We start from the raw sequence: 22,343 nt of genomic DNA, 5'->3' as shown, positions 1-22,343 counted from the left end.
ACTATTCAGACCGCACCCAAAACCCCTCACAACATTGCAGCCACGCCTGTGCGCTGTGCGAAAGATACACCCCTTCACGCCAGATCATCCCCAACTGCCAGTGCAGGTCACTCTCCAGCGGGATCCAGCGGAGCGTGTTTTTATCAAGCCGCTCGCAGATCGGCTGCGGCAGAATGGCAATTCCCACGCCCGCCTGCACCATTGCCGCCAGGAAATCCCACTGGCCGCTGCGCACCGCAATGCGCGGCTTCACGTTATGGTGGTTAAACAGGGTCATTAGCTGGCGGCTTAAGGCGAAGTCTTCGTTGTAGATCAGCAGCGGGTGTTCGCCGAGCAGATCGGGCTTCACTGAGTCTATCTTCAGCCAGTCGCCGGAGCGGGGCACCAGCACGCACAGCGGATGGCTGAACAGCGGCAGCGTTGCCAGCCCGCTCTCTTCCTCCACGGGAAGGGCCGTCATCGCCACGTCCAGCTCGCCGTTGATCACCGCCTGCTGCACGGTCAGGCCGCCAAATTCAGAAATTTTGAGCTCAACGCCAGGGTAGCGCTGACGGAACAGGCTTATCGGCCCGGCCATCATCATGCCAACCATCGGCGGAATGCCGAGCCGCAGCAGACCTTTCGTCAGGTGGTTGATGTCCGCAAGCTCGGCCTCAAGCTGGCGAAACTCCGCCAGGATCGCCAGCCCGCGCTCGAACACCACGCGTCCGGTATCGGTCAGCAGCAGCTTGCGTCCGTCGCGGATCAGCAGGGTGCAGTTCAGCTCGTCTTCGAGGTTTTTCAGCATTTTGCTGATGGTTGGCTGGGTAACGAACAACTTCTCCGCTGCGCGGGTAAAACTTTGCTGGCGAACCACCTCGACAAAATAGCGCAGCGTTCTTATGTCCATGATTATTCCTCGAAACTATACCTTCGATGATTTTAATTCATTTCAGTCGATGACGTACGCTCACTATACTGGCGCCTCGTCTCATTTCTGAGGAAAACCCCCATGGCCGTGGCGTTAAGCCGTGTTACGCCTGCCGTTGTGCAACGACTCCAGGTCCCGGTGCAGGTACTGCTCTACGCGGGACTGTTTATTTTTGCGGAATACCTTGTCGACTGGCTGCATCTGCCTTTACCCGCCAACCTGGTGGGAATGGTGCTGATGCTGGTGCTGATCCTCTGCCGCGCGTTGCCCCTCAGCTGGGTGCGCGCCGGCGCGCGCTGGCTGCTGGCGGAGATGCTGCTGTTCTTCGTTCCGGCCGTGGTGGCGGTGGTGAACTATGCGCAGTTGCTGATGGTCGACGGCTGGCGCATCTTCACGGTTATTGCCCTGAGCACGCTGATGGTGCTGGGTGCAACCGCCTGGGTGGTGGATAAGGTGTACCGGTTCGAAATCAGCAGGCAAAAGCATGACTAACTTTCAGATAAGCGTGTTGTGCCTGATCGTGACGGTCGCCATCTACTTTGCCAACAAGCGCCTGTATCGCCGCTTTCGCACGCTGCCGCTGATGCCGCTGGTCTTTACGCCGATCCTGCTGGTGCTGATGCTGGTCTTCGGCCATATCTCCTGGCAGAACTACATTGGTGAATCCCACTGGCTGCTGTGGCTGCTCGGCCCGGCGACTATCGCCTTTGCGGTGCCGGTGTATGACAACCTGGCGATTATCAAACGCCACTGGATGTCGCTCAGCGCGGGCGTCGTCACCGCGACGGTGGTGGCGGTCTGTAGCTCCGTCTGGCTGGCGCGGCTGTTTACCCTCTCCGATGAAATTCAGCGCAGCCTGGCCGTGCGCTCGGTGACCACGCCGTTTGCGCTGGCAGCGGCTAAACCGCTCGGCGGGCAGCCGGACCTGGTGGCGCTGTTTGTGGTGGTGACGGGCGTCTTTGGCATGGCGGTGGGAGATGTACTGTTCCTGCGGCTCTCTATCCGTGAAGGGATGGCGAAAGGGGCGGGCTTTGGCGCGGCTTCGCACGGTGCGGGAACGGCGCGTTCGTATGAGCTGGGTCAGCAGGAAGGGGTCGTTGCAAGCCTGGTGATGATGCTCTCGGGCGTAACGATGGTGCTGATTGCGCCGCTGGTGGCGTGGGTGATGTTTTAAGCTCCCCGGCCAGAGCAACCGGGGAGAAAGGTTTAGTGTGCGCGGCCCTGCTCAACGCCGAGGCCGGTTTGTGAGCGGATAAACTGGGCGCGGAATTTCTCACGCTCCAGGTTACCCTCCGGCGAGTTGTCGGTAGCCGAGAAGATCCAGATACCGATAAACGCCACGGCAATGGAGAACAGCGCCGGGTACTCGTACGGGAAGATAGCGCTTTCGTGACCGAGGATCTGCACCCAGATGGTGGGGCCGAGGATCATCAGAATTACCGCTGTCAGCAGGCCGAGCCAGCCGCCTATCATCGCCCCACGGGTGGTCAGTTTGGACCAGTACATGGAGAGCAGAATGATTGGGAAGTTACAGCTTGCCGCAATTGAGAAGGCCAGTCCCACCATAAAGGCGATGTTCTGCTTCTCAAACAGGATCCCCAGCAGAATAGCGACCACGCCCAGCACCAGCACGGTGATTTTGGAAACCTTCAGCTCGTCGCGCTCGCTCGCGCCTTTACGGAAGACGTTGGCGTAGAGGTCGTGCGATACCGCAGACGCGCCCGCCAGCGTCAGCCCGGCGACCACCGCAAGGATGGTGGCGAAGGCCACGGCGGAGATAAAGCCGAGGAACAGGTTGCCGCCCACCGCGTCGGCCAGGTGCACCGCCGCCATGTTGTTACCGCCAATCAGCGCGCCCGCCGCGTCTTTAAACGCCGGGTTCGCGCCCACCAGCATGATCGCGCCGAAGCCGATGATAAAGGTCAGGATGTAGAAGTAACCCATAAAGCCGGTGGCGTAGAAGACGCTCTTACGCGCTTCACGCGCGTCTGACACCGTGAAGAAACGCATCAGAATGTGCGGCAGGCCAGCGGTACCAAACATCAGGCCGAGACCGAGAGAGAGCGCGGAGATCGGATCTTTCACCAGCCCGCCCGGGCTCATTATCGCTTCTCCTTTCGGGTGGACAGCCATCGCTTCGGTGAACAGGTTATTGAAGCTGAAGCCGACGTGTTTCATCACCATAAAGGCCATAAAGCTCGCGCCGAACAGCAGCAGTACGGCTTTGATGATCTGCACCCAGGTGGTGGCCAGCATGCCGCCGAACAGAACGTACATCACCATCAGCACGCCCACCAGCACCACCGCGACGTGGTAGTTCAGGCCAAACAGCAGTTCGATAAGCTTGCCCGCGCCCACCATCTGGGCGATCAGATACAGCGCCACCACCACCAGCGAGCCGCAGGCGGAGAGGGTACGAATCGGCCCCTGCTTCAGGCGATAGGATGCCACGTCAGCGAAGGTGTAACGTCCCAGGTTGCGCAAGCGTTCGGCAATCAGGAACAGAATGATCGGCCAGCCGACGAGGAAGCCGAGGGAGTAGATCAGGCCGTCATAGCCGGAGGTGTACACCAGCGCGGAGATCCCGAGGAACGAGGCGGCGGACATAAAGTCACCCGCAATCGCCAGGCCGTTCTGGAAGCCGGTAATGTTGCCGCCCGCAGTGTAGTAATCGTTACGGGAGCGAACGCGTTTCGACGCCCAGTACGTAATGTACAGCGTCAGCACCACGAAAATCAGGAACATGATAATCGCCTGCCAGTTGGTTGGCTGGCGCTGTACCTCGCCGGTAATGGCATCCGCCGCGTGGGCGGCAAAGGGAAGTGTGGCGGCTAGCGCCGTCAGGATTCGCTTCATGATGCTTTTACCTCTTGCAGTACCGCTTTATTAAGACGATCGAACTCACCGTTCGCGCGCCAGACGTAGACGCCGGTCAGCACAAACGAAATCACGATCACGCCAATGCCAATGGGGATACCGCGCGTCACGCTGGTGCCCTCATGTAACGGGGTGCCCAGCCAGTGCGGCGCAAAGGCGATCAGCAGAATAAAGCCGACATAGATAATCAGCATGATGATGGAAAGGGTGAAGGCAAACCGTTGCCGCTTATCGACGAGCTCCCTGTAGTGCGCACTATTCTCTATCTGCTGACAAATATCGTTATTCATCACAGAAATCTCCAGAGGTAAGGTTGGTTTGTTTTATCTCCTCTCCCCTATGGGGAGAGGGTTAGGGTGAGGGGAGGAAGGTGCGGTCTGATGCCCTCACCCCGGCCCTCTCCCACGGGGAGAGGGAGAAACACTAGGATGGCATTGCGATGGCCTGCTTCTCTTCGAGCAGTTTGTCCACCACGCCAGGATCGGCAAGCGTTGAGGTATCGCCGAGGTTGCTGGTATCGCCTGCCGCGATTTTGCGCAGGATACGGCGCATAATCTTGCCGGAACGGGTTTTCGGCAGCGAGTCAGTCCAGTGCAGTACGTCCGGCGTGGCAAGCGGGCCAATCTCTTTACGTACCCAGTTGCGCACCTCGGTATACAGTTCTGGCGACGGCTCTTCGCCGTGGTTCAGGGTGACGTAGGCGTAGATCGCCTGGCCCTTGATGTTGTGAGGAATGCCGACCACCGCCGCTTCGGCAATCTTCGGATGCGACACCAGCGCGGACTCAATCTCTGCCGTACCCAGACGGTGGCCGGAAACGTTCAGCACGTCGTCCACGCGTCCGGTGATCCAGTAATAACCGTCTTCATCCCGGCGCGCGCCGTCGCCGCTGAAGTACATGTTTTTAAAGGTCGAGAAGTAGGTCTGCTCGAAGCGCTCGTGATCGCCAAACAGCGTGCGCGCCTGGCCCGGCCAGGAGTCTGTGATCACCAGGTTACCCTCGGTAGCGCCTTCCTGCGGATTACCTTCGTTATCCACCAGCGCAGGCTGCACGCCGAAGAACGGACGGGTTGCCGAGCCGGCCTTCAGCTGCGTGGCACCCGGCATTGGGGTGATCATGAAGCCGCCGGTTTCGGTCTGCCACCAGGTGTCCATCACCGGGCACTTCTCGTTACCGATTTTCTTCCAGTACCACTCCCAGGCTTCCGGGTTGATGGGCTCGCCCACGGAGCCGAGGATGCGCAATGAGGAGCGGTCAGTGCCCTCGATGGCCTTATCGCCTTCCGCCATTAACGCGCGGATCGCCGTTGGCGCGGTGTAAAGAATGTTGACCTGGTGCTTATCGACCACCTGACACATGCGCGCCGGGGTCGGCCAGTTCGGTACGCCCTCAAACATCAGCGTCGTTGCGCCGCAGGCCAGCGGGCCGTACAGCAGGTAGCTGTGTCCGGTGACCCAACCCACGTCGGCGGTACACCAGTAGATGTCGCCCGGATGGTAGTCGAAGACGTATTTAAAGGTGGTGGCCGCATAGACCAGATAGCCGCCGGTGGTGTGCAGTACGCCTTTCGGTTTACCGGTTGAGCCGGAGGTGTAAAGAATAAACAGCGGATCTTCCGCGTTCATCTCTTCCGGCTGATGCTGGTCGCTCGCTTTTTCAATCAGGTCGCTCCACCACAGGTCACGCCCCTCGTGCCAGTCGATCTTGCCGCCGGTACGCTTGAGGACAATGACGTTATTGATGGATTTGACGTTCGGGTTTTTCAGCGCTTCATCGACGTTTTTCTTCAGCGGAATACCGCGCCCGGCGCGTACGCCCTCGTCGGCGGTGATCACCAGCTTCGAGTTCGAGTCAACGATGCGCCCGGCAACCGCTTCAGGGGAGAAGCCGCCGAAGATGACGGAGTGGATCGCGCCAATACGCGCGCAGGCGAGCATAGCTACCGCCGCTTCCGGCACCATCGGCATGTAGATCGCCACCACGTCGCCTTTTTTAATCCCCTGGTCCAGCAGCACGTTAGCGAAGCGGCAGACGTCGCGGTGCAGCTCTTTATAAGAGATGTGTTTGCTCTGAGAGGCATCGTCGCCTTCCCAGATAATGGCCGTTTCGTTGCCGCGTTCGGCAAGATGGCGGTCCAGGCAGTTCGCCGCCAGGTTCAGCGTGCCGTCTTCATACCATTTAATGGAGACGTTGCCTGGCGCGAAAGAGGTATTCTTCACCTTCTGATAAGGTTTGATCCAGTCAAGGATGTGACCCTGCTCGCCCCAGAAGGCGTCCGGGTTGGTAACAGATTGCTGATATTTCTCGTGGTACTGCTCCGGGGTGATCAGGCAACGGTCCGCAATGTTTGCGGGAATGTCGTGTTTGTGTATTTGGCTCATGGCTTTTTTTCTCCTTGTAAGATGTTAATAATATGTCGCAAAAACGTTAATAGTAGGGGCTTTACAAGCTTTGTTTAGTATTTGGGCGACAGATCACGCATTGTTTGAACAGGTTGAAAATTGAGCGAATGAAACTTTGAAGGGAAATAATTCACGATGCCGATTATTCACAATTCTTTATAAAAAAGCGTTTTTATAACAAAAGGTTATTTATCAGAATTATGACAAACTCGCGTCATAACCGCTTTTGATAGTGAAATGCGTCGTTCTTTAAGGCTTGCGCAACAGGTCGTGCAAATGATACTCATACGCCGCGTTAAAAAATCCCATAAACCAACGCAACACAATTCATACCCTTTCAGTATGTCTCCATATTCATGCAGTTTTGCTGGTGTGGAGATTTCATTGAGGAAGTCAGTTTCTATGAAAAATTTGAAAGTCAGCCTGGCCTGGCAGATCCTGCTGGCCCTTGTGCTGGGCATCTTGCTGGGCAGTTATCTTCATTATCATAGCGACAGCCGCGAGTGGCTGATTGCGAACCTGCTCTCTCCGGCAGGCGATATTTTTATTCATCTGATTAAGATGATTGTGGTGCCCATTGTGATCTCGACGCTGGTGGTCGGTATCGCGGGCGTCGGCGATGCGAAGCAGTTAGGCCGCATTGGCGCGAAAACTATTCTCTATTTCGAAGTGATCACCACGGTTGCGATTATCCTCGGCATAACGCTGGCGAACGTATTCCAGCCAGGCTCCGGGATCGATATGTCGCAGCTGGCGACGGTGGATATTTCGAAATACCAAAGCACCACCGCTGACGTGCAGAGCCATTCCCACGGTCTGATGGGGACTATCCTGTCGCTGGTGCCGACCAACATCATTGCTTCCATGGCGAAAGGCGAGATGCTGCCGATCATCTTCTTCTCGGTGCTGTTTGGTCTGGGGCTCTCCTCCCTGCCGGCGACGCACCGCGAACCGCTGGTCACCGTGTTCCGCTCTATCTCCGAAACCATGTTCAAAGTGACCCACATGGTGATGCGCTACGCGCCGGTTGGGGTGTTCGCGCTTATCGCCGTGACCGTAGCGAACTTTGGTTTTGCCTCCCTGTGGCCGCTGGCGAAGCTGGTGATCCTGGTGCACTTCGCCATTCTGTTTTTCGCGCTGGTGGTGCTGGGGATTGTGGCGCGCCTGTGCGGGCTGAGTATCTGGATCCTGATCCGCATCCTGAAGGATGAACTGATTCTGGCGTACTCCACCGCAAGCTCTGAGAGCGTGCTGCCGCGCATCATTGAGAAGATGGAGGCGTACGGTGCGCCAGCGTCGATAACGAGCTTCGTGGTGCCGACCGGCTACTCCTTCAACCTGGATGGCTCGACGTTGTACCAGAGTATTGCGGCGATCTTTATCGCGCAGCTGTACGGCATTGACCTGTCGCTGTGGCAGGAGATCGTACTGGTTCTGACGCTGATGGTGACCTCAAAGGGCATAGCAGGCGTGCCGGGCGTCTCCTTCGTGGTGCTGCTGGCGACGCTGGGCAGCGTCGGTATTCCGCTGGAAGGCCTGGCGTTTATCGCCGGTGTGGACCGTATCCTCGATATGGCGCGTACGGCGCTGAACGTCGTGGGTAACGCGCTGGCGGTGCTGGTTATCGCCAAGTGGGAACACAAATTCGACCGTAAAAAAGCGCTGGCGTATGAACGCGAAGTGCTGGGTCGTTTTGATAAGACGGCTGACCAGTAACATCCTAAGCCCGGTGGCGCTGCGCTTACCGGGCCTACGGGTTTTGTAGGCCGGGTAAGGCGAAGCCGCCACCCGGCACGTTATTCTCCGCTCAACGCATCAAACTCCTCACACCCCGTATCAAACCCTTCGGTACAGCTCAGGTTTAGCCAGTAGAGCGCTTTCTGCTTATTCGGCGTGATAAAGCCTTTCTCACCCTGCTGGAACAGCATTCCTGCCCAGTATTCCGCATAGCCCGTACGTGACAGGGACGAGCTGCGCTTAAACCATGACGCCGCCTGTACGTCATCCTGCGGCACCTCTACGCCGTTGGCATAAATCAGCCCCAGCAGCAGCTGCGCATCGACCGCCGAGTCGTTGTCGATATCTTCGGCCGCCGTTTGCAGGAGCTTGATGGCCTGAGGATAGTCGGTTTTACCCGCCTGCGTGTTCACCATAATACGCGCCAGCATAATCGTGCCGCGCTTGCTGCCGGCGATGGTGGCCTGCTGCGCCAGCGCTTTAGCCTGAGCGTAATCCCCCTGCGTAAAGAGGATCTGCGAGAGTAACCCCATGGCGTCGACATCACCGCCTTTCGCGGCTTTCTCGGCCCACAGCGCTGCCTGCTTTCTGTCACCGGAGCTGAAGTAGGTATCGGCGAGATAATATTGGGCGCGGGCATCGCCGGCTTCCGCCTGCTTCTGATACTGGCTGCCTATCTCATCCGCGCGGGCGAACGACGTAAAAAATAACAACAACAGAAAAATGGCTTTCATGGATTCTTATCATCTGGGTACACGCCGCGCAGTATAATCGCGGTAGCAAAAGAAAAAAATGGGTGCATTAAGACCTTAGCATCCCACAAGCCGGGCGAAACCGTGGTTTCGCCCGTAGAGGTTAGCCTGCCACGCAGGCTAATTTCGCCGCCACCTCCTGATGTTCACTCTTTATTGAAAACTCGCACAGTCTACCGCGAGTAATAAAGGTAAATATCACTATCGTCAGGCAGATAATAAAGACGATGCCTAACGCAGTTTTTAATGGCGTCATGCCTTTTACTCCTTGTCAAAAAAAGAATAAGAGGCTACTCTCAACCTGTTGGTAGTTGAGGGGTAGCCTCGGGTGAATGAAAATTTCCCGGGGCTTTCCACTTTCTGTCCCTCAACAATGCTCAAGACAGAAAGTCTTAAGCACCCGCCGCACATCTTATCCTTCTGAATTAAAATGCAAAGATGTAATTCTGTTCTGCGCGAATTACTTTATTTTGCGAGCCGCTTTCCAGAATAATAATTTATATTTTTAATGTTTTAAGTGGAAATAAAAAGGGAGTGAATAACTCACTCCCTTTATTCAACGATTAATTAACGGCTTCAACCCATTGCGCTTTCACGCAGCCGTGCTTTCAGCTTGTTATATTCGTCGATCACATACTGTTCCGCCGCGTGCTGATCCGCAATTGGCTCCACGTTGACGGCGCAGTATTTATACTCCGGCGTTTTGGTTATCGGGCTGAGGTTCTCCGTCACCAGCTCGTTACAGGCACCAATCCACCACTGGTAGGTCATATAGACAGCCCCTTTGTTTGGACGGTCGCTGACCTGCGCGCGGGTAATGATGCGGCCTTTGCGCGAATTCACCCACACCAGCGCTTCATCCTCAATGCCGAGGCGCTCCGCATCGGCGGTGTTGATCTGCGCGTAGCCCGGTTCGTCCGCCAGCGCCGCCAGCGCGGCGCAGTTGCCGGTCATTGAACGACAGGAGTAGTGGCCTACTTCACGCACGGTAGAGAGCACCATCGGGTACTCCTCGGTGAGTTTATCGATCGGCGCAACCCAGTCGCAGGTGAAGAACTGCGCCAGCCCGTTCGGGGTGTCAAATTTCTCTTTAAAGAGATACGACGTCCCCTGGTCGGCCTCCGACTCGTCCCGGCACGGCCACTGGATGTAGCCCAGCTCACCCATTTTTTCATAGGTTGCCCCATAAAAGTCCGGGCACAGATGCCGCAGCTCGTCCCAGATCTCCTGGGTGTTGTTGTACTGCATCGGGTAGCCCATGCGGGTGGCGATTTCGCTGATGATCTGCCAGTCCGTTTTCAAATCCCACTTCGGCTCGACCGCCTTAAAGAAGCGCTGGAAGCCGCGGTCCGCCGCCGTATAGACGCCTTCATGCTCGCCCCAGGAGGTCGACGGGAGAATCACATCCGCCGCCGCCGCGGTTTTGGTCATGAAGATATCCTGGACAATCACCAGCTCCAGATCCTCAAAGCCTTTGCGCACCGCAGACAGCTCGGCGTCGGTCTGGAGCGGATCTTCACCCATGATGTAGGCCGCCCGCACTTCACCGTGCGCCGCGCGGTGCGGCAGCTCGCTGATGCGATAGCCGGTGTGTGCCGGCAGGCTCTCCACGCCCCAGGCCTTCGCGAACTTCTCGCGGTTTTCCGGGTACTTCACGTACTGATAGCCCGGATACGTGTCCGGCAGCGCACCCATGTCGCAGGCACCCTGGACGTTATTCTGGCCGCGAACCGGGTTAACGCCGACGTGCGCTTTGCCCAGATTCCCGGTTAGCATCGCGAGGCTGGTCAGGGATCGCACGGTTTCCACGCCCTGGTAGAACTGGGTTACGCCCATGCCCCACAGGATGGCGGCGGTTTTCGCTCCGGCATACATCCGTGCCGCCTGGCGGATCTCCTGCGCGCTCACGCCGGTTATCGCCTCTACCGACTCCGGCGTGTAGCCTTCGACAATTTTCCGGTACTCTTCAAACCCTTCCGTACGCGTGGCGACAAACGCCTGGTCGTACAGGTTCTCCTCAATAATGACGTGCCCCATCGCATTCAACAGCGCGATATTCGAGCCGTTTTTCAGCGCAATGTGCATATCCGCAATGCGCGCGGTTTCGATTTTGCGCGGATCGCAGACGATAATTTTCGCCCCGTTCTGTTTAGCGCGAATCACGTGGTTCGCGACGATAGGGTGAGAATCCGCTGGATTATAACCGAAGATAAACACCAGATCGGTGTTATCTATCTCGTTGATAGCATTACTCATTGCGCCGTTACCGACCGACTGGTGCAGACCTGCAACCGATGGGCCGTGTCAGACGCGAGCGCAGCAGTCGACGTTATTGGTACCAATAACGGCGCGCGCGAATTTTTGCATCACGTAGTTGGTTTCATTCCCGGTCCCGCGTGAGGAGCCGGTGGTCTGAATGGCATCCGGGCCATACTTGGCCTTAATGACACTCAGGCGCGTGGCGACGTAATCCAGCGCCTCGTTCCAGGAGACGGCTTCCAGCTTGCCGCCGCGCTCGCGGCGGATCATAGGGTTTTTCAGGCGCGGGGTGAGGATTTGTGTATCGTTAATAAAATCCCAGCCGTAATACCCCTTCAGGCACAGCGTGCCCTGGTTGGTTTTCCCCTGCGCGGCCTCCGCCCGGACGATTTTGCCGTTATCGACCACCAGGTGGATCTTGCAACCTGAGGCACAATAAGGGCAAACCGTGACGACTTTTTTCATCAGTCTGCTCCAGTTAATCAAATCTTTCGCACCGACTAATGCAGCTTCTATGCCATGTTTTTAGTGGGGGTACTCACCGGCTTTACGGTGCATTCCCGGCGAAATCCCTGACGAAAAGCAGACAATCGTCAAAATTGACGTGTCGAATGAGCGGCGGATGTGACATGGGTTGAATTTCCGTCACGGAAAAATTCATTTCACTGGAGCCGACGGCAGAATGGTTCAGACTTAACATAATCCCCTGACGGAAGCATATGATGAAACCGGCGATTCTGGTGGTTGATGACGATATGGCAGTGTGTGAACTGCTGCAGGATGTGCTGAGCGAGCACGTCTTTAGCGTGCTTGTCTGCCACAACGGCCAGGATGCGCTGCGGCAGGTTCAACAGGAGCCGGCTATCGCCCTTGTTCTGCTGGATATGATGCTGCCGGATATTAACGGCCTGCAGGTTCTGCTGCAGCTGCAAAAGCAGCGTCCGGCGCTACCGGTGGTGATGTTAACCGGGTTGGGCAGCGAGTCAGACGTGGTGGTGGGGCTGGAGATGGGGGCCGACGATTATATTGGCAAACCGTTCAACCCGCGCGTGGTGGTCGCCCGCGTGAAGGCGGTGCTGAGGCGTACGGGCGTGCTGGCGGCGGAAGCTCCCGCCGCGGGCATTGTGTTTAACGGATGGACGCTGGATACCTCCCGCTGCGAGCTGAGCGATCCGCAGCGTAATACCGTGCCCTTAACCCAGGGCGAGTACGGCCTGCTGCTGGCGCTCACGCAGAATGCCCGCCGGGTGCTGAGCCGCGATCGCCTGCTCGAGCTGACCCACAGCGAAAGCGCCGACGTGTTCGATCGCACGATTGACGTGCTGATCATGCGCCTGCGCCGGAAAATAGAGGCTAACCCGCATCAGCCTGCGCTTATCAAAACGATCCGCGGGCTGGGTTACGTGTTTGCCTCCGATGTGAGCCGACCCGAACAGGCGGCATAAGGCTTACGTTATCGCCGGAACAATGATGGCGGCAAAGATTGCAGCGATGCACAGATACTTGATGGCGTAATAGGCCTTACGGTTTCTTTTTTTCAGACGCTGTCCCCGCTCGCGGCCCGCATGAACGTATTTAAAAATGCGGTTAATGCCGCCGGTGCTGTCATTCTCGTCATTCGGTGAGCGGGCTGCAGACATCAGCGTGGTCCCCACCCAATGGTTAACCGCCTGCGCCCAGCGCCACTTCATCGGACGTTCAATATCGCAGAAGAGAATAATGCGCGTTTGATCCGATTTATTTTCTGCCCAGTGGACGTAGGTCTCATCAAAAATAACGGCTTCGCCATCCCGCCAGCTGTGGCGCTGCCTGTCGACTTCAATAAAGCAGCGATCGTCATTCGGTGTGAATAAGCCCAGATGGTAACGAACCGATCCCGCGTACGGATCCCGGTGCTTACCCAGCTTCGCACCCGCCGGCAGCTCGGCAAACATGGCCGCCTTCACCGAGGGGATTTCACTCACCAGCCGGGTCGTCACCGGGCATAAAGACTGCGCGGAGGGATGGGCATCGGCATACCATTTCAGGTAAAAACGTTTCCAGCCGCGTTTAAAAAAGGTGTTAAAGCCAGCGTCGTTATTATTTTCCGCCGCCTTAATATGATGCTGCAAACGCAGCGCCTCTTCGCGAATAACCAGCCAGTTTTCCGTCAGCTTATTTAATTCCGGGAAGCGCTCTGTTTCAAAGAAAGGCTGCCTGGCGGGCAGGGAAGAAAACGCCGTCATAAACATATTGATGGGGGCCATGAACGTCGAATGGTCGAAGAGCTGACGAGAAAGCGTCTGTTTTTCTTTGCCGCGTGAATGCGCATAAATAACGCTGATAATGAAAATACCGATGATGATTGCTGCGAACATTTTTCCCTTGTCCTCTTTCTATCTCATTTCGGAAAAGCGTGCGGACAGAGTGCTGCCCACGCCGAATATGCCAGATGGAGAGAGTGTAGTTCGGGAATATAAAATTCATAGAACTGTAATGAAAAATCGCAATTATTGTTAAACTAAGCGCTCTCGCGAATAAACGCCTGCAGCTCGGCCAGCGTTTTTGCGCCGTCAATCGCATTGGCGGCCAGCAGGCTTGCCCGCGCGCAGGCGTGCGCCAGATAAATACTTTCTGTCAGCGGCAGCGATTCATGGCAGCCGTATAAAAAGCCGGCGCAAAAGGCATCGCCCGCGCCAACGCTGCCGATAATCTCGTCCTGCTCCAGCATCCATGACGGGATCCAGCAACCCGCTTCACCGCGAGCTTCTCCCCATGCGCCTTCCGGACAGTGGATCACCACCCGCTGGCGTACCCCGGCCGCCAGCAGCTGCGCCGCGGCGTCGGCGATATGGACAATGTGCGGGGCGTCGTTTTCGTCACGCATTGTCAGCCCGCTAAACTCACCGGCCTCGAGCTCGTTAATCACCAGATAATCCAGATGGCGCAGGGCAGGGAGCACCAGCGGCTGGTAGCGCGGGTCGCCCTTGCGGGACACCAGGTCAAGGGAGGTTTCATACCCCTGCTCGCGCATCTGCGCCAGCAGCCGCGCGCTGCGGGTGCCAAATTCGTCATCCGGCATATCCAGGCTGTCGAGCAGCAGCAGGTAGCCGAGATGGAAGATCTTCATCGATCCATCGAGACGATCGAAGGCGGGAAGATCCAGCAGACGGTTGGCGCCCGGCGAGTGGAAAAAGGTGCGCTGCCCGCTGGGATCGGTCATCACCTGCGACATGGAGGTTGGCGCAAAGGTGGTGCGCTGTACGCGCTGGCGGTTGACGTGGTACTGGTCGAGCATTGCCAGAATGTAGTCCCCGTCGCCGTCTTCCCCGATCAGCCCCACCGCCTGCAGCGGCAAGCCAACGTGCATTTTCGCCAGCGTCAGCAGGACGTTGAGCGGCGCGCCGCCGGTTGAGCGCTCGCTGTGGGTGATTTCCGCCAGCCAGCCGCGCTCCGGCCACTGCACGATCTGGTGAACGTGATCCACCAGCATGTTGCCTGCGGCGATGATGCCTTTGCGTTCCATTATGCCTGCCCCGCGCTGCCGAAGATGCGCATCTGCTCGGCGACCGTATCGGTTATCGCCTCTTCTATCCCCAGCAGCAGTTCGGCAAACTCATCGTACAGCGGCTGGCGGTTCGCCATGCGCTGCTCAACGGCGGCGAGCGCGGCCTGCGACATGCCGGTGTAGAAGTTGATTTTATGAATGCCCAGCTCGATGGCGCGGCGGAAGTCGGCATCGCTAATCCCGGAGCCGCCGTGCAGCACCAGCGGCAGCCCCGTCTGCTGACGAATGGCGTCCAGGCGCGGGAAATCGAGCTTCGGCTCGCCTTTGTATTTGCCGTGCGCGTTGCCGATGGCGACCGCCAGCGCGTCGATGCCGGTCTTATCGACAAACTCCCGTGCCAGCTGCGGGTCGGTAAAGAACGCTTCATCCGCATGTCCGTACAGCGCGCCGCCTTCATCCCCGCCGACCGCGCCCAGCTCCGCCTCCACCGAGACGCCCACCGCGTGGCACATCTTCACCACTTCCCGGGTCTGGCGAATGTTCTCCTCGTAGCTCAGCGTCGAGCCGTCGAACATCACCGAGCTAAACCCCAGGCGCAGGGCGCGCACGACGGCCTCGAAATGCAGACCGTGGTCGAGATTCAGCACCACGGGAATATCGTGACGGGCGGCTTCGAACTTAACCGCTTCGACCAGCGAATCCAGGGAAACATACTTAAAGTGCACTTCGGCGATGTTGATGATAAACGGCGAGCGTTCCTGCTTTGCGGCGGCAAACAGCGCGCGCAGGAAATGGGAGTCGAGCACGTTGAACGCGCCCAGCGCGTAGCGATGTTTCCTGGCGTGCTCAAGACCGTCGGCAAGAGAAATCAGTGGCATCATTCACTCCTTATCTCCGAAACAGGTTGTACTCGTTGCACAGCACCAGCACCGCCGGTTCGTCTTCTTCGATGTTGTTATAGCGGGCAACGGGCTGCAAAAAGTGGTTGTCGTGCTCGTCGTCATTCACTGACGACACTTCGCCCACCAGCACGTCGCCAAAGCCGCGTTCGCCCCAGAAGCTGTGATACAGGCCGGGCGTGAGACAGATGCTTTCCCCTGGTGTGAGGCGCAGCTGGCTGCCGGGGGCGTGGGTCTGGCGGCAGCCGTCGACGGTGACGGTCACGTCGGTGTTTTCGGTCTCTTCATGCGCCCCGGCATTCAATAACTCAATAATCAGGTTCCCGCCGCCCCGGTTAATGATGTCTTCCCGCTTGCGCCAGTGAAAATGCATCGGCGTCTCCTGGCCGTCGCGCACGTGCATGATTTTTTCGGCGTAGCATTTCTCATACGGCACGCCGTTGGGGGAGCCGTTGCGCAGGGTAAACAGCGTCAGACCCTGTGCGGCGAAATTGTTGCCGCCGAAAGCGGTCACGTCCCAGCCGAGCTTGAGGTCAAACACTTCCTGCCACGCGGCCCGATCAAGCTGCTGCCATTTTGTGGGTGGAAAGCTGGCAAACGGCGGGAGATGCACGTCGTGCATGGAAAAGAACTGCCGCGTGTGGCCGAGGATTTCGTTAATGTCGGAGCGTTTCATGGGGACTCCTTGAAAACAGTTCCCTCTCCCACAGGGAGAGGGAAAAGGATCATTTAACCGTCCACCCCTTATACGTGCCGACGTTCTTTTTATCGATCATCGTCACCGGGATCAGCACAGGCTCTTTCGGCGCAGGTTTGCCCTGCAGAATGTCATAGCCGATCTCCACCGCCTTCGCCGCCATCACCTGCGGATCCTGCGCCGGGGTCGCCACAAACAGGGAGTTTTCGCGCTTCAGCGCCTCTTCACCGTCCGGGGAACCGTCCACGCCGACGATAAAGAACTCGTTGCGCTGGGCCTGTTTCGCCGCCAGATCGGCGCCGATCGCGGTCGGATCGTTAATCGCGAATACGCCGTCGATCTTCGGATTGGCCGCCAGCAGAGAGGTCATCACTTCCAGCCCGCCTTCACGACTGCCTTTGGCATTCTGGTTGTCCGAGAGCACCTTTATGTCCGGATGTTTTTTGAATTCCGTCTGGCAGCCTTCGACGCGGTTCTGCACCGCGGAGACCGGCGGTCCGTTGATGATCACCACGTTGCCTTTGCCTTTCAGGCGGTCGGTAATGTACTTACAGGCCATTTCCCCCGCCTGGGTATTATCGGAGGTGATGGTCGCATCGGCCCCTTCCGCCGCCACGTCCACCGCCACGACCACGATCCCCGCTTCTTTGGCTCGCTTCACCGCCGGGCCGATCCCTTTGGAATCCGCAGCGTTGAGGATGATCATGTCCACCTTCGCGGCGATGAAGTTATCGATCTGCGACACCTGCTGGCCCAGATCGTACCCGCTGGAAACCAGCGTCACCTTGACGTTATCGCCAGCCAGCTTGCGTGCTTCCAGCTCGGCACCTTTGGTGATCTGCACGAAGAACGGGTTAGCCAGGTCGCCCACCGTCACGCCGATGGACTTCAGATCTTTTGCCTGCGCAAACGGCGTTGCGGCCAGCAGGGCGCCAGCACAGAGCGCGGTCACTAAGGGTTTCAAACGCATCTTGTCTTCCTCGCTTGTAGGGTATTGTTGTTATGCACTTTGATGATGTCGGGTACGGTATTTGTCGATTAGCACCGCTATGATGATCACCGCCCCTTTGATCACCAGCTGCCAGAAGTAGGAGACGCCCATCAGCGTCATGCCGTTGTTGAGGGTGGCGATGATCAGCGCCCCCACCAGCGTGCCGGTGATCGTGCCGATCCCGCCGACGAAGCTGGTGCCGCCGAGGATCACCGCCGCAATCGCATCCAACTCGTAACCCGTGCCGAGGTTGCCGTTGGCGCTGTAGAGGCGCGAGGCGCTCATCACCCCGCCGAGGCCGGAGAGCAGGCCGCTCATGCCGTAGACAAACAGCAGCACCAGCCAGACCTTGATGCCGGTTAAGCGCGCCGCCTGCATGTTGCCGCCGACCGCGTAGATATGAACGCCGAGCGTGGTGCGGCGCAGGATGAACCAGCAGATAGCGATGACCGCCAGGGCAATGACGACGAGCCACGGAATCGGGCCGAGATAGTTATTGCCGATCCACTCGAAGCTGATGCTGGAGTTAATCACCGTGGTGCCGTCCGCCAGCAGATACGCCGCGCCGCGCAGCGCCGTATAGGTGCCGAGCGTGACGATAAACGGCGGCAGCCCGGCGAAGGCCACCAGCGCGCCGTTGAACAGCCCCAACACCATGCCGAGCATCAGCGCCGCCGGAATGGAGAGCATCGCGAATTCAGGAATAAGCGAGACCACCATCGCCGCCACCGCCGTGGTGCCCAGAATCGAGCCCACGGAGAGGTCAATCCCGCCGGTCAGGATGATGAAGGTCATCCCCGCCGCCAGCACGATGTTGATCGACGCCTGACGGGTAATGTTGAGCAGGTTACTTTCGGTAAAGAAGTTCGGGGCGATAAAGCCAAACACCGCCACAATCAGGATTAAAATCGGCAAAATGCCGACCGTTTGCATCAGATCGCTCATCAGCATTTTTTTGGCGGAGGCGGATTTCGCCACCTGCTGCGGATGGGTTGGAGTTGTCATGATTGCACCGCCTGATGATGTGTGTCGTTCACGCCGGTTGCCAGCGTCATAATATTTTCCTGAGAGATGTCGCGCCCGTGCAGTTCACCCGCAATGCTGCCTTCCCGCATTACGTACACCCGGTCGCTCATGCCTACCACTTCCGGCAGCTCGCTGGAGATCATCAGAATCGCCACCCCCTTGCGCGCCATCTGGTTCATGATGCGGTAGATCTCGCTTTTGGCACCGACGTCCACCCCGCGCGTGGGTTCGTCGAGAATCAGAATGCGCGGGCCAATCGCCACCCAGCGGGAGATCAGCAGCTTTTGCTGGTTGCCGCCGGAGAGCCCGCCCGCGCGCACCTGAGAATGGGGCACGCGGATGTTAAGCAGGGCGATAGCGTCATCGGAAATGGACTGGGCTTTTTTGCGGTTAAGCATGCCGAAGGTGGCGTCGCGCTCCAGCGTCGCCATGGTGATGTTCTCCTGCGCCGCCAGCTCCAGAAACAGCCCCTGCTCCTTGCGGTTCTCGGTGAGAAAACCAATCCCGTTTTCAATGGCCGCGCGCGGGGAGTGGATCACCACCGGCTCGCCGTCCACCTCAATCATCCCGCCGGTGGCCTTGCGCACGCCGAAAATCAACTGCGCCAGCTCGGAGCGTCCGGCCCCGACCAGCCCCGCCAGCCCGACGATTTCACCGGAGCGCACCTGCAGGCTGCATGGCTGCACTTTTTTACCGTCCGTGAGATGGTGCACGTTGAGACGCGGGCTGCCGAGAGGGATATCGCGCTCTTTGTTGAACAGATCGCTGAGCGGGCGGCCCACCATCATCTTCACCAGTTCAGACGCGTTCAGCTTGTCGCGCGTCAGGCTGCCGACGTACTGCCCGTCGCGCAGAACGCTCACGCGGTCAGAGAGTTCATACACTTCCGCCATGCGGTGGCTGATATAGATAATCGCCATGCCTTCATCACGCAGGCGCAAAATCAGTTCGAACAGGCGGTGGGTTTCGCGGGAGGAGAGGGCGGCGGTGGGTTCGTCCATCACCAGGATGCGGCTGTTGCGGTGCAGCGCGCGGGCGATTTCCACCTGCTGCTGCTCGGCGATGGTCAGCTTCATCACCAGGTCGGTGGCGCTGAACTGCGCGCCGAGACGGTCAATCACCGCCTGCGCCTGGGCGGCCATCTCCTTGCGCTGCACCAGCCCGCCGCGCGACAACTCGCTGCCGAGGAAGATATTTTCCGCGACGGTCAGATTGGGGGCGAGCTGCATCTCCTGGTAAATCAGGGTAATGCCTGCGGCCAGCGCGTCCTTCGGCCCTTTAATGTGAAACGGCTGGCCGTCGATCAGGATCTCGCCGCCGGTGGCGGTATAGGCCCCCGCGAGGATCTTCATCAGCGTGCTTTTTCCCGCGCCGTTTTCCCCCATCAGCGCGTGGATCTCACCGGGGAAGACCGTCAAATCTACGCCCTTGAGCGCGTGGAAATTGCCAAAGGTCTTGGCAATGTGGCGCATCTCTAAAACCGGGGTTCTGCTCATGGCGGATCTCCTGTGAATGTCGATATCTGCACTTCATCACAGGTGCGTAAATGCAAAATGTCAGAAGCTGTTCATATTTGTCATAGTTATGAATAGCGAATGTGGATCACAGTTACGGAGTCAACATGTCTTCACGCCCCCCGTTCTTCTCCAGCGCCCGCGGTCGCCTGCTGATATTTAACCTGCTGGTGGTCGCCGTCACGCTGATGGTGAGCGGCGTGGCGGTGCTCGGCTTTCGTCATGCCAGCCAGATCCAGGAGCAGGTCCAACAGCAAACGCTGGACGACATGACCGGGAGCATGAACCTCGCGCGCGACACGGCCAACGTGGCAACGGCGGCGGTGCGGCTTTCGCAGGTGGTAGGGGCGCTGGAGTACAAAGGCGAGGCCGAGCGGCTGAAGCAGATGCAAACGGCGCTGCGCCGCTCGCTGGAACAGCTGGCGGATGCCCCGCTGGCGCAGCAGGAGCCGGCGCTGGTGGCGCGGATTATTCGCAGAAGCAATGAATTACAGCAAAGCGTAACGGGGATGCTGGAGCGTGGGCAAAAGCGGCATCTTGAGCGTAACGCGCTGCTGAGCTCGCTCTATCAAAGCCAGAGCTATTTACGCCATCTTCAGGACATCAACCGCCGCTTCGGCAGCAACGTGCCGGACGCGCGGCAGCTGATGGAGATGGATCGGCTGATCGTGGCCGCGATTGATACACCTTCGCCGCGTGCTACCGTTCAGCAGCTGGACGCCGTGACCGCCACGCTGCCCCGAAGCGCCATACAGCCGGTCGTGGAGGGCGTTCTGCCCGATTTTAACGCCGAGCTGCGCAAGCTTGCCCCGCTGTCGAAGCAGCTGGAGGAGAGCGATCTGTCCATCAGCTGGTATATGTTCCACATTAAGGCGCTGGTGGCGATCCTTAATAGCGATATTAATCAGTACGTTGAACAGGTGGCGCAGGCTTCCCGGCTTCGCACGGCCCAGAGCCATCACGAGTTGCAATCCATCAGCGTGTTTATCAGCATCTTCGCCGTGCTGGCGCTCATCATCACCGGCTGCGCCTGCTGGTATATCTACCGCAATCTGGGCTCCAACCTGACGGCCATCTCCCGGGCGATGTCGCGACTTGCCCATGGTGAACAGGATGTTTCTGTTCCTGCGCTGCAGCGGCGCGACGAGCTGGGCGAGCTGGCGCGCGCGTTTAACGTTTTTGCCCGCAACACCGCCTCGCTTGAGCACACCACGCGTCTGCTGAAAGAGAAAACCACGCAGATGGAGATCGACCGCATCGAGCGTCAGGGGCTGGAAGAGGCGCTGCTGCACAGCCAGAAGATGAAGGCGGTGGGGCAGCTGACCGGCGGGCTGGCGCATGATTTTAACAACCTGCTGGCGGTAATTATCGGCAGCCTTGAGCTGACAGACCCCGAATCAAAAGACGCGCCGCGCATTACCCGTGCGCTGAAGGCAGCCGAACGCGGCGCGCTGCTGACCCAGCGGCTGCTGGCGTTTTCCCGCAAACAGTCCCTGACGCCGCATGCAGTAGAGATGCTGCCCCTGCTGGAAAACCTTCGGGAACTGATGCGCCACTCGCTGCCCGCCACGCTTACTCTGGAGATTGAAGCGCAAACCCCGGCGTGGCCCGCATGGATTGACGTCAGCCAGCTGGAAAACGCCATTATCAACCTGGTGATGAACGCCCGGGATGCGATGGAAGGCCAGAGCGGGGCGATCAAAATTCGCACCTGGAACCAGCGCGTGACCCGCAGCGACGGACGCAGGCAGGATATGGTAGCGCTGGAGGTCATCGATCGCGGCAGCGGGATGTCGCAGGAGGTGAAATCCCGGGTTTTTGAACCGTTCTTCACCACCAAGCAGACCGGGAGCGGAAGCGGGCTGGGCCTGTCGATGGTGTACGGTTTTGTGCGTCAGTCCGGGGGGCGGGTAGAGATCGAAAGCGCGCCGGGACAAGGAACGACCGTGCGGCTCCACCTCCCGCGCTCGACGCTGCCCGCCGTTTCGGAGGATGAAGCGCTGGCTGCCACAACGTCCGTGGATCACGAGCGGCTTGTACTGGTGCTGGAAGATGAGGCGGACGTTCGCCAGACCCTGTGCGAACAGCTGCATCAGCTTGGCTACCTGACGCTCGAAGCGGACAGCGGCGAACAGGCCCTGAACATGCTGGCGGCGTCGCCGGATATTGGCATGTTTATCAGCGATCTGATGCTGCCCGGAAGCCTGAGCGGGGCCGAGGTGATTAACCATGTGCGCAGCCATTATCCGCAGCTTCCGGTGCTGCTGATCAGCGGGCAGGATTTGCGCCCGGCGCATAACCCGCAGCTGCCGGACGTTCCGTTACTGCGTAAGCCGTTTACCCGCCAGCAGCTGGCGCAGGCGCTGCGGAAGGTGATGGTAATTTGAGATTCCTCCGCTACCCCGGTTCCCAGCCATTCATTACCGTAAGACCAGTTCCCCTGCGAGTCTGGCCTTATGAAACGTTACTCTACCGTCCTGTTATTTGGTCTGCTGACTTTAACCAGCCAACTGGCGCATGCCGATGTGATTGATGACGCCATTGGCAACATTCAGCAGGCGATCAACGATGCCTACAACCCCAGCAGCAGCCGTAATGACGATGACGACGATCGTTATGACCGCAGCCGTCAAATCGACAGCCGACAGTACGACGATCGTCGTCGGCAGCTCGAAGACAGACGCCGCCGTTTAGACGAGCGCCAGCGTCAGCTGGACGACGACAGGCGTCGGTTAGAAGAAGATGAGCGCAGGTTGGAAGACGATTACGATCGCGGCTAAGTGCGGCCTGT

20 protein-coding genes are annotated in these 22,343 nt (G+C 58.5%); 6 read left to right on the top strand and 14 right to left on the bottom strand.

All coding sequences use genetic code 11. The annotated features are described in order from the left end of the window. Position 1: 1 nt before the first annotated feature. Complete coding sequence (locus A6013_RS20655; protein ID WP_041911529.1) at positions 2-889, bottom strand: LysR family transcriptional regulator; 888 nt, start codon at positions 887-889, stop codon at positions 2-4. Positions 890-991: 102 nt separating this feature from the next. Here A6013_RS20655 and A6013_RS20650 point away from each other — a divergent pair, with 102 nt between their 5' ends. Together A6013_RS20650 and A6013_RS20645 are read left to right on the top strand one after the other, a co-directional pair. Beyond that, positions 992-1,402: a CidA/LrgA family protein gene (locus tag A6013_RS20650; RefSeq protein WP_048959362.1), complete on the top strand. Its 411-nt coding sequence runs from the start codon at positions 992-994 to the stop codon at positions 1,400-1,402. Continuing rightward, on the top strand, positions 1,395-2,084 hold the full coding sequence (locus A6013_RS20645; RefSeq protein ID WP_045630755.1) for an LrgB family protein: 690 nt from the start codon (positions 1,395-1,397) through the stop codon (positions 2,082-2,084). Before A6013_RS20650 ends, A6013_RS20645 begins: the two co-directional genes overlap by 8 nt. 32 nt (positions 2,085-2,116) lie before the next feature. Here the strand turns inward: A6013_RS20645 and actP are convergent, their stop codons facing one another. The 3 genes from actP to acs form a co-directional block, all read right to left on the bottom strand. Next, a complete protein-coding gene (actP, locus tag A6013_RS20640) occupies positions 2,117-3,766 on the bottom strand; it encodes a cation/acetate symporter ActP (RefSeq protein WP_069733676.1) in 1,650 nt (549 codons plus the stop codon). Beyond that, positions 3,763-4,077, bottom strand: a complete 315-nt coding sequence (locus A6013_RS20635) for a DUF485 domain-containing protein (protein WP_028015185.1) — start codon at positions 4,075-4,077, stop codon at positions 3,763-3,765. The genes actP and A6013_RS20635 overlap by 4 nt, the downstream gene beginning before the upstream one ends. A 133-nt stretch (positions 4,078-4,210) precedes the next feature. Then, positions 4,211-6,169, bottom strand: a complete 1,959-nt coding sequence (gene acs / locus A6013_RS20630; RefSeq protein WP_041911526.1) for an acetate--CoA ligase — start codon at positions 6,167-6,169, stop codon at positions 4,211-4,213. Between the two features lie 423 nt (positions 6,170-6,592). Here acs and gltP point away from each other — a divergent pair, with 423 nt between their 5' ends. After that, positions 6,593-7,906: a glutamate/aspartate:proton symporter GltP gene (gene gltP, locus A6013_RS20625; RefSeq protein WP_028015187.1), complete on the top strand. Its 1,314-nt coding sequence runs from the start codon at positions 6,593-6,595 to the stop codon at positions 7,904-7,906. Between the two features lie 80 nt (positions 7,907-7,986). On the opposite strand, the gene A6013_RS20620 is transcribed toward gltP, so the two are convergent. The 3 genes from A6013_RS20620 to fdhF form a co-directional block, all read right to left on the bottom strand. Next, positions 7,987-8,661, bottom strand: a complete 675-nt coding sequence (locus A6013_RS20620) for a tetratricopeptide repeat protein (RefSeq protein WP_045261055.1) — start codon at positions 8,659-8,661, stop codon at positions 7,987-7,989. A 121-nt stretch (positions 8,662-8,782) separates the two neighbouring features. Then, complete coding sequence (locus A6013_RS20615) at positions 8,783-8,935, bottom strand: Hok/Gef family protein (RefSeq protein WP_028015189.1); 153 nt, start codon at positions 8,933-8,935, stop codon at positions 8,783-8,785. A gap of 320 nt (positions 8,936-9,255) precedes the next feature. Next, positions 9,256-11,403, bottom strand: a complete 2,148-nt coding sequence (gene fdhF, locus A6013_RS20610) for a formate dehydrogenase subunit alpha (RefSeq protein WP_083264093.1) — start codon at positions 11,401-11,403, stop codon at positions 9,256-9,258. A 257-nt stretch (positions 11,404-11,660) separates the two neighbouring features. Here fdhF and A6013_RS20600 point away from each other — a divergent pair, with 257 nt between their 5' ends. Continuing rightward, positions 11,661-12,383, top strand: a complete 723-nt coding sequence (locus A6013_RS20600) for a response regulator (RefSeq protein ID WP_069733673.1) — start codon at positions 11,661-11,663, stop codon at positions 12,381-12,383. Positions 12,384-12,386: 3 nt separating this feature from the next. Here A6013_RS20600 and lpxO read toward each other — a convergent pair whose 3' ends face one another. The 7 genes from lpxO to A6013_RS20565 all read right to left on the bottom strand — a co-directional run bounded on the left by lpxO (position 12,387) and on the right by A6013_RS20565 (position 19,534). Next, on the bottom strand, positions 12,387-13,295 hold the full coding sequence (lpxO, locus tag A6013_RS20595) for a lipid A hydroxylase LpxO (RefSeq protein WP_028015193.1): 909 nt from the start codon (positions 13,293-13,295) through the stop codon (positions 12,387-12,389). Between the two features lie 143 nt (positions 13,296-13,438). Continuing rightward, on the bottom strand, positions 13,439-14,443 hold the full coding sequence (locus tag A6013_RS20590) for a carbohydrate kinase family protein (protein ID WP_069733672.1): 1,005 nt from the start codon (positions 14,441-14,443) through the stop codon (positions 13,439-13,441). Further along, the gene (locus tag A6013_RS20585) at positions 14,443-15,303 is read right to left on the bottom strand and encodes a ketose 1,6-bisphosphate aldolase (RefSeq protein ID WP_028015195.1); all 861 of its coding nucleotides are present in this window, start codon (positions 15,301-15,303) and stop codon (positions 14,443-14,445) included. The genes A6013_RS20590 and A6013_RS20585 overlap by 1 nt, the downstream gene beginning before the upstream one ends. A gap of 10 nt (positions 15,304-15,313) precedes the next feature. Further along, the gene (locus A6013_RS20580; RefSeq protein ID WP_069733671.1) at positions 15,314-16,000 is read right to left on the bottom strand and encodes a D-lyxose/D-mannose family sugar isomerase; all 687 of its coding nucleotides are present in this window, start codon (positions 15,998-16,000) and stop codon (positions 15,314-15,316) included. A gap of 49 nt (positions 16,001-16,049) precedes the next feature. Next, positions 16,050-16,991 carry an ABC transporter substrate-binding protein gene (locus A6013_RS20575; protein WP_028015197.1) on the bottom strand — a complete coding sequence of 314 codons (942 nt, stop codon included), beginning with the start codon at positions 16,989-16,991 and terminating at the stop codon, positions 16,050-16,052. 30 nt (positions 16,992-17,021) lie between these two features. Continuing rightward, complete coding sequence (locus A6013_RS20570) at positions 17,022-18,017, bottom strand: ribose ABC transporter permease (protein ID WP_028015198.1); 996 nt, start codon at positions 18,015-18,017, stop codon at positions 17,022-17,024. Beyond that, positions 18,014-19,534, bottom strand: a complete 1,521-nt coding sequence (locus A6013_RS20565; RefSeq protein ID WP_028015199.1) for a sugar ABC transporter ATP-binding protein — start codon at positions 19,532-19,534, stop codon at positions 18,014-18,016. The genes A6013_RS20570 and A6013_RS20565 overlap by 4 nt, the downstream gene beginning before the upstream one ends. Before the next feature lie 125 nt (positions 19,535-19,659). On the opposite strand from A6013_RS20565, the gene A6013_RS20560 reads away from it, so the two are divergent. After that, on the top strand, positions 19,660-21,939 hold the full coding sequence (locus A6013_RS20560) for an ATP-binding protein (RefSeq protein WP_069733670.1): 2,280 nt from the start codon (positions 19,660-19,662) through the stop codon (positions 21,937-21,939). Positions 21,940-22,008: 69 nt separating this feature from the next. Beyond that, positions 22,009-22,332 (top strand): DDRRRQL repeat protein YjdP, encoded by a 324-nt coding sequence (yjdP, locus tag A6013_RS20555; RefSeq protein ID WP_028015201.1) that lies wholly within the window; start codon positions 22,009-22,011, stop codon positions 22,330-22,332. Positions 22,333-22,343 lie beyond the last annotated feature (11 nt).

Source organism: Enterobacter sp. IF2SW-B1 (assembly GCF_001743375.1).
Classification (GTDB): Bacteria; Pseudomonadota; Gammaproteobacteria; order Enterobacterales; family Enterobacteriaceae; genus Enterobacter; species Enterobacter bugandensis.
Note: the sequence above shows the minus strand (reverse complement) of the source record. Positions and strands in the feature narration are given on the sequence as shown.

Bases quoted from the DNA above. Each gene is read 5' to 3' on its own strand.
- A6013_RS20615 (WP_028015189.1), bottom strand. From the start codon at position 8,935: ATGACGCCATTAAAAACTGCGTTAGGCATCGTCTTTATTATCTGCCTG.
- gltP (WP_028015187.1), top strand. From the start codon at position 6,593: ATGAAAAATTTGAAAGTCAGCCTGGCCTGGCAGATCCTGCTGGCCCTT.
- A6013_RS20575 (WP_028015197.1), bottom strand. From the start codon at position 16,991: ATGCGTTTGAAACCCTTAGTGACCGCGCTCTGTGCTGGCGCCCTGCTG.
- A6013_RS20655 (WP_041911529.1), bottom strand. From the start codon at position 889: ATGGACATAAGAACGCTGCGCTATTTTGTCGAGGTGGTTCGCCAGCAA.
- A6013_RS20570 (WP_028015198.1), bottom strand. From the start codon at position 18,017: ATGACAACTCCAACCCATCCGCAGCAGGTGGCGAAATCCGCCTCCGCC.
- A6013_RS20580 (WP_069733671.1), bottom strand. From the start codon at position 16,000: ATGAAACGCTCCGACATTAACGAAATCCTCGGCCACACGCGGCAGTTC.
- A6013_RS20565 (WP_028015199.1), bottom strand. From the start codon at position 19,534: ATGAGCAGAACCCCGGTTTTAGAGATGCGCCACATTGCCAAGACCTTT.
- yjdP (WP_028015201.1), top strand. From the start codon at position 22,009: ATGAAACGTTACTCTACCGTCCTGTTATTTGGTCTGCTGACTTTAACC.
- A6013_RS20600 (WP_069733673.1), top strand. From the start codon at position 11,661: ATGAAACCGGCGATTCTGGTGGTTGATGACGATATGGCAGTGTGTGAA.
- A6013_RS20635 (WP_028015185.1), bottom strand. From the start codon at position 4,077: ATGAATAACGATATTTGTCAGCAGATAGAGAATAGTGCGCACTACAGG.
- lpxO (WP_028015193.1), bottom strand. From the start codon at position 13,295: ATGTTCGCAGCAATCATCATCGGTATTTTCATTATCAGCGTTATTTAT.
- A6013_RS20645 (WP_045630755.1), top strand. From the start codon at position 1,395: ATGACTAACTTTCAGATAAGCGTGTTGTGCCTGATCGTGACGGTCGCC.
- actP (WP_069733676.1), bottom strand. From the start codon at position 3,766: ATGAAGCGAATCCTGACGGCGCTAGCCGCCACACTTCCCTTTGCCGCC.
- A6013_RS20560 (WP_069733670.1), top strand. From the start codon at position 19,660: ATGTCTTCACGCCCCCCGTTCTTCTCCAGCGCCCGCGGTCGCCTGCTG.
- A6013_RS20650 (WP_048959362.1), top strand. From the start codon at position 992: ATGGCCGTGGCGTTAAGCCGTGTTACGCCTGCCGTTGTGCAACGACTC.
- A6013_RS20590 (WP_069733672.1), bottom strand. From the start codon at position 14,443: ATGGAACGCAAAGGCATCATCGCCGCAGGCAACATGCTGGTGGATCAC.
- A6013_RS20620 (WP_045261055.1), bottom strand. From the start codon at position 8,661: ATGAAAGCCATTTTTCTGTTGTTGTTATTTTTTACGTCGTTCGCCCGC.
- acs (WP_041911526.1), bottom strand. From the start codon at position 6,169: ATGAGCCAAATACACAAACACGACATTCCCGCAAACATTGCGGACCGT.
- A6013_RS20585 (WP_028015195.1), bottom strand. From the start codon at position 15,303: ATGCCACTGATTTCTCTTGCCGACGGTCTTGAGCACGCCAGGAAACAT.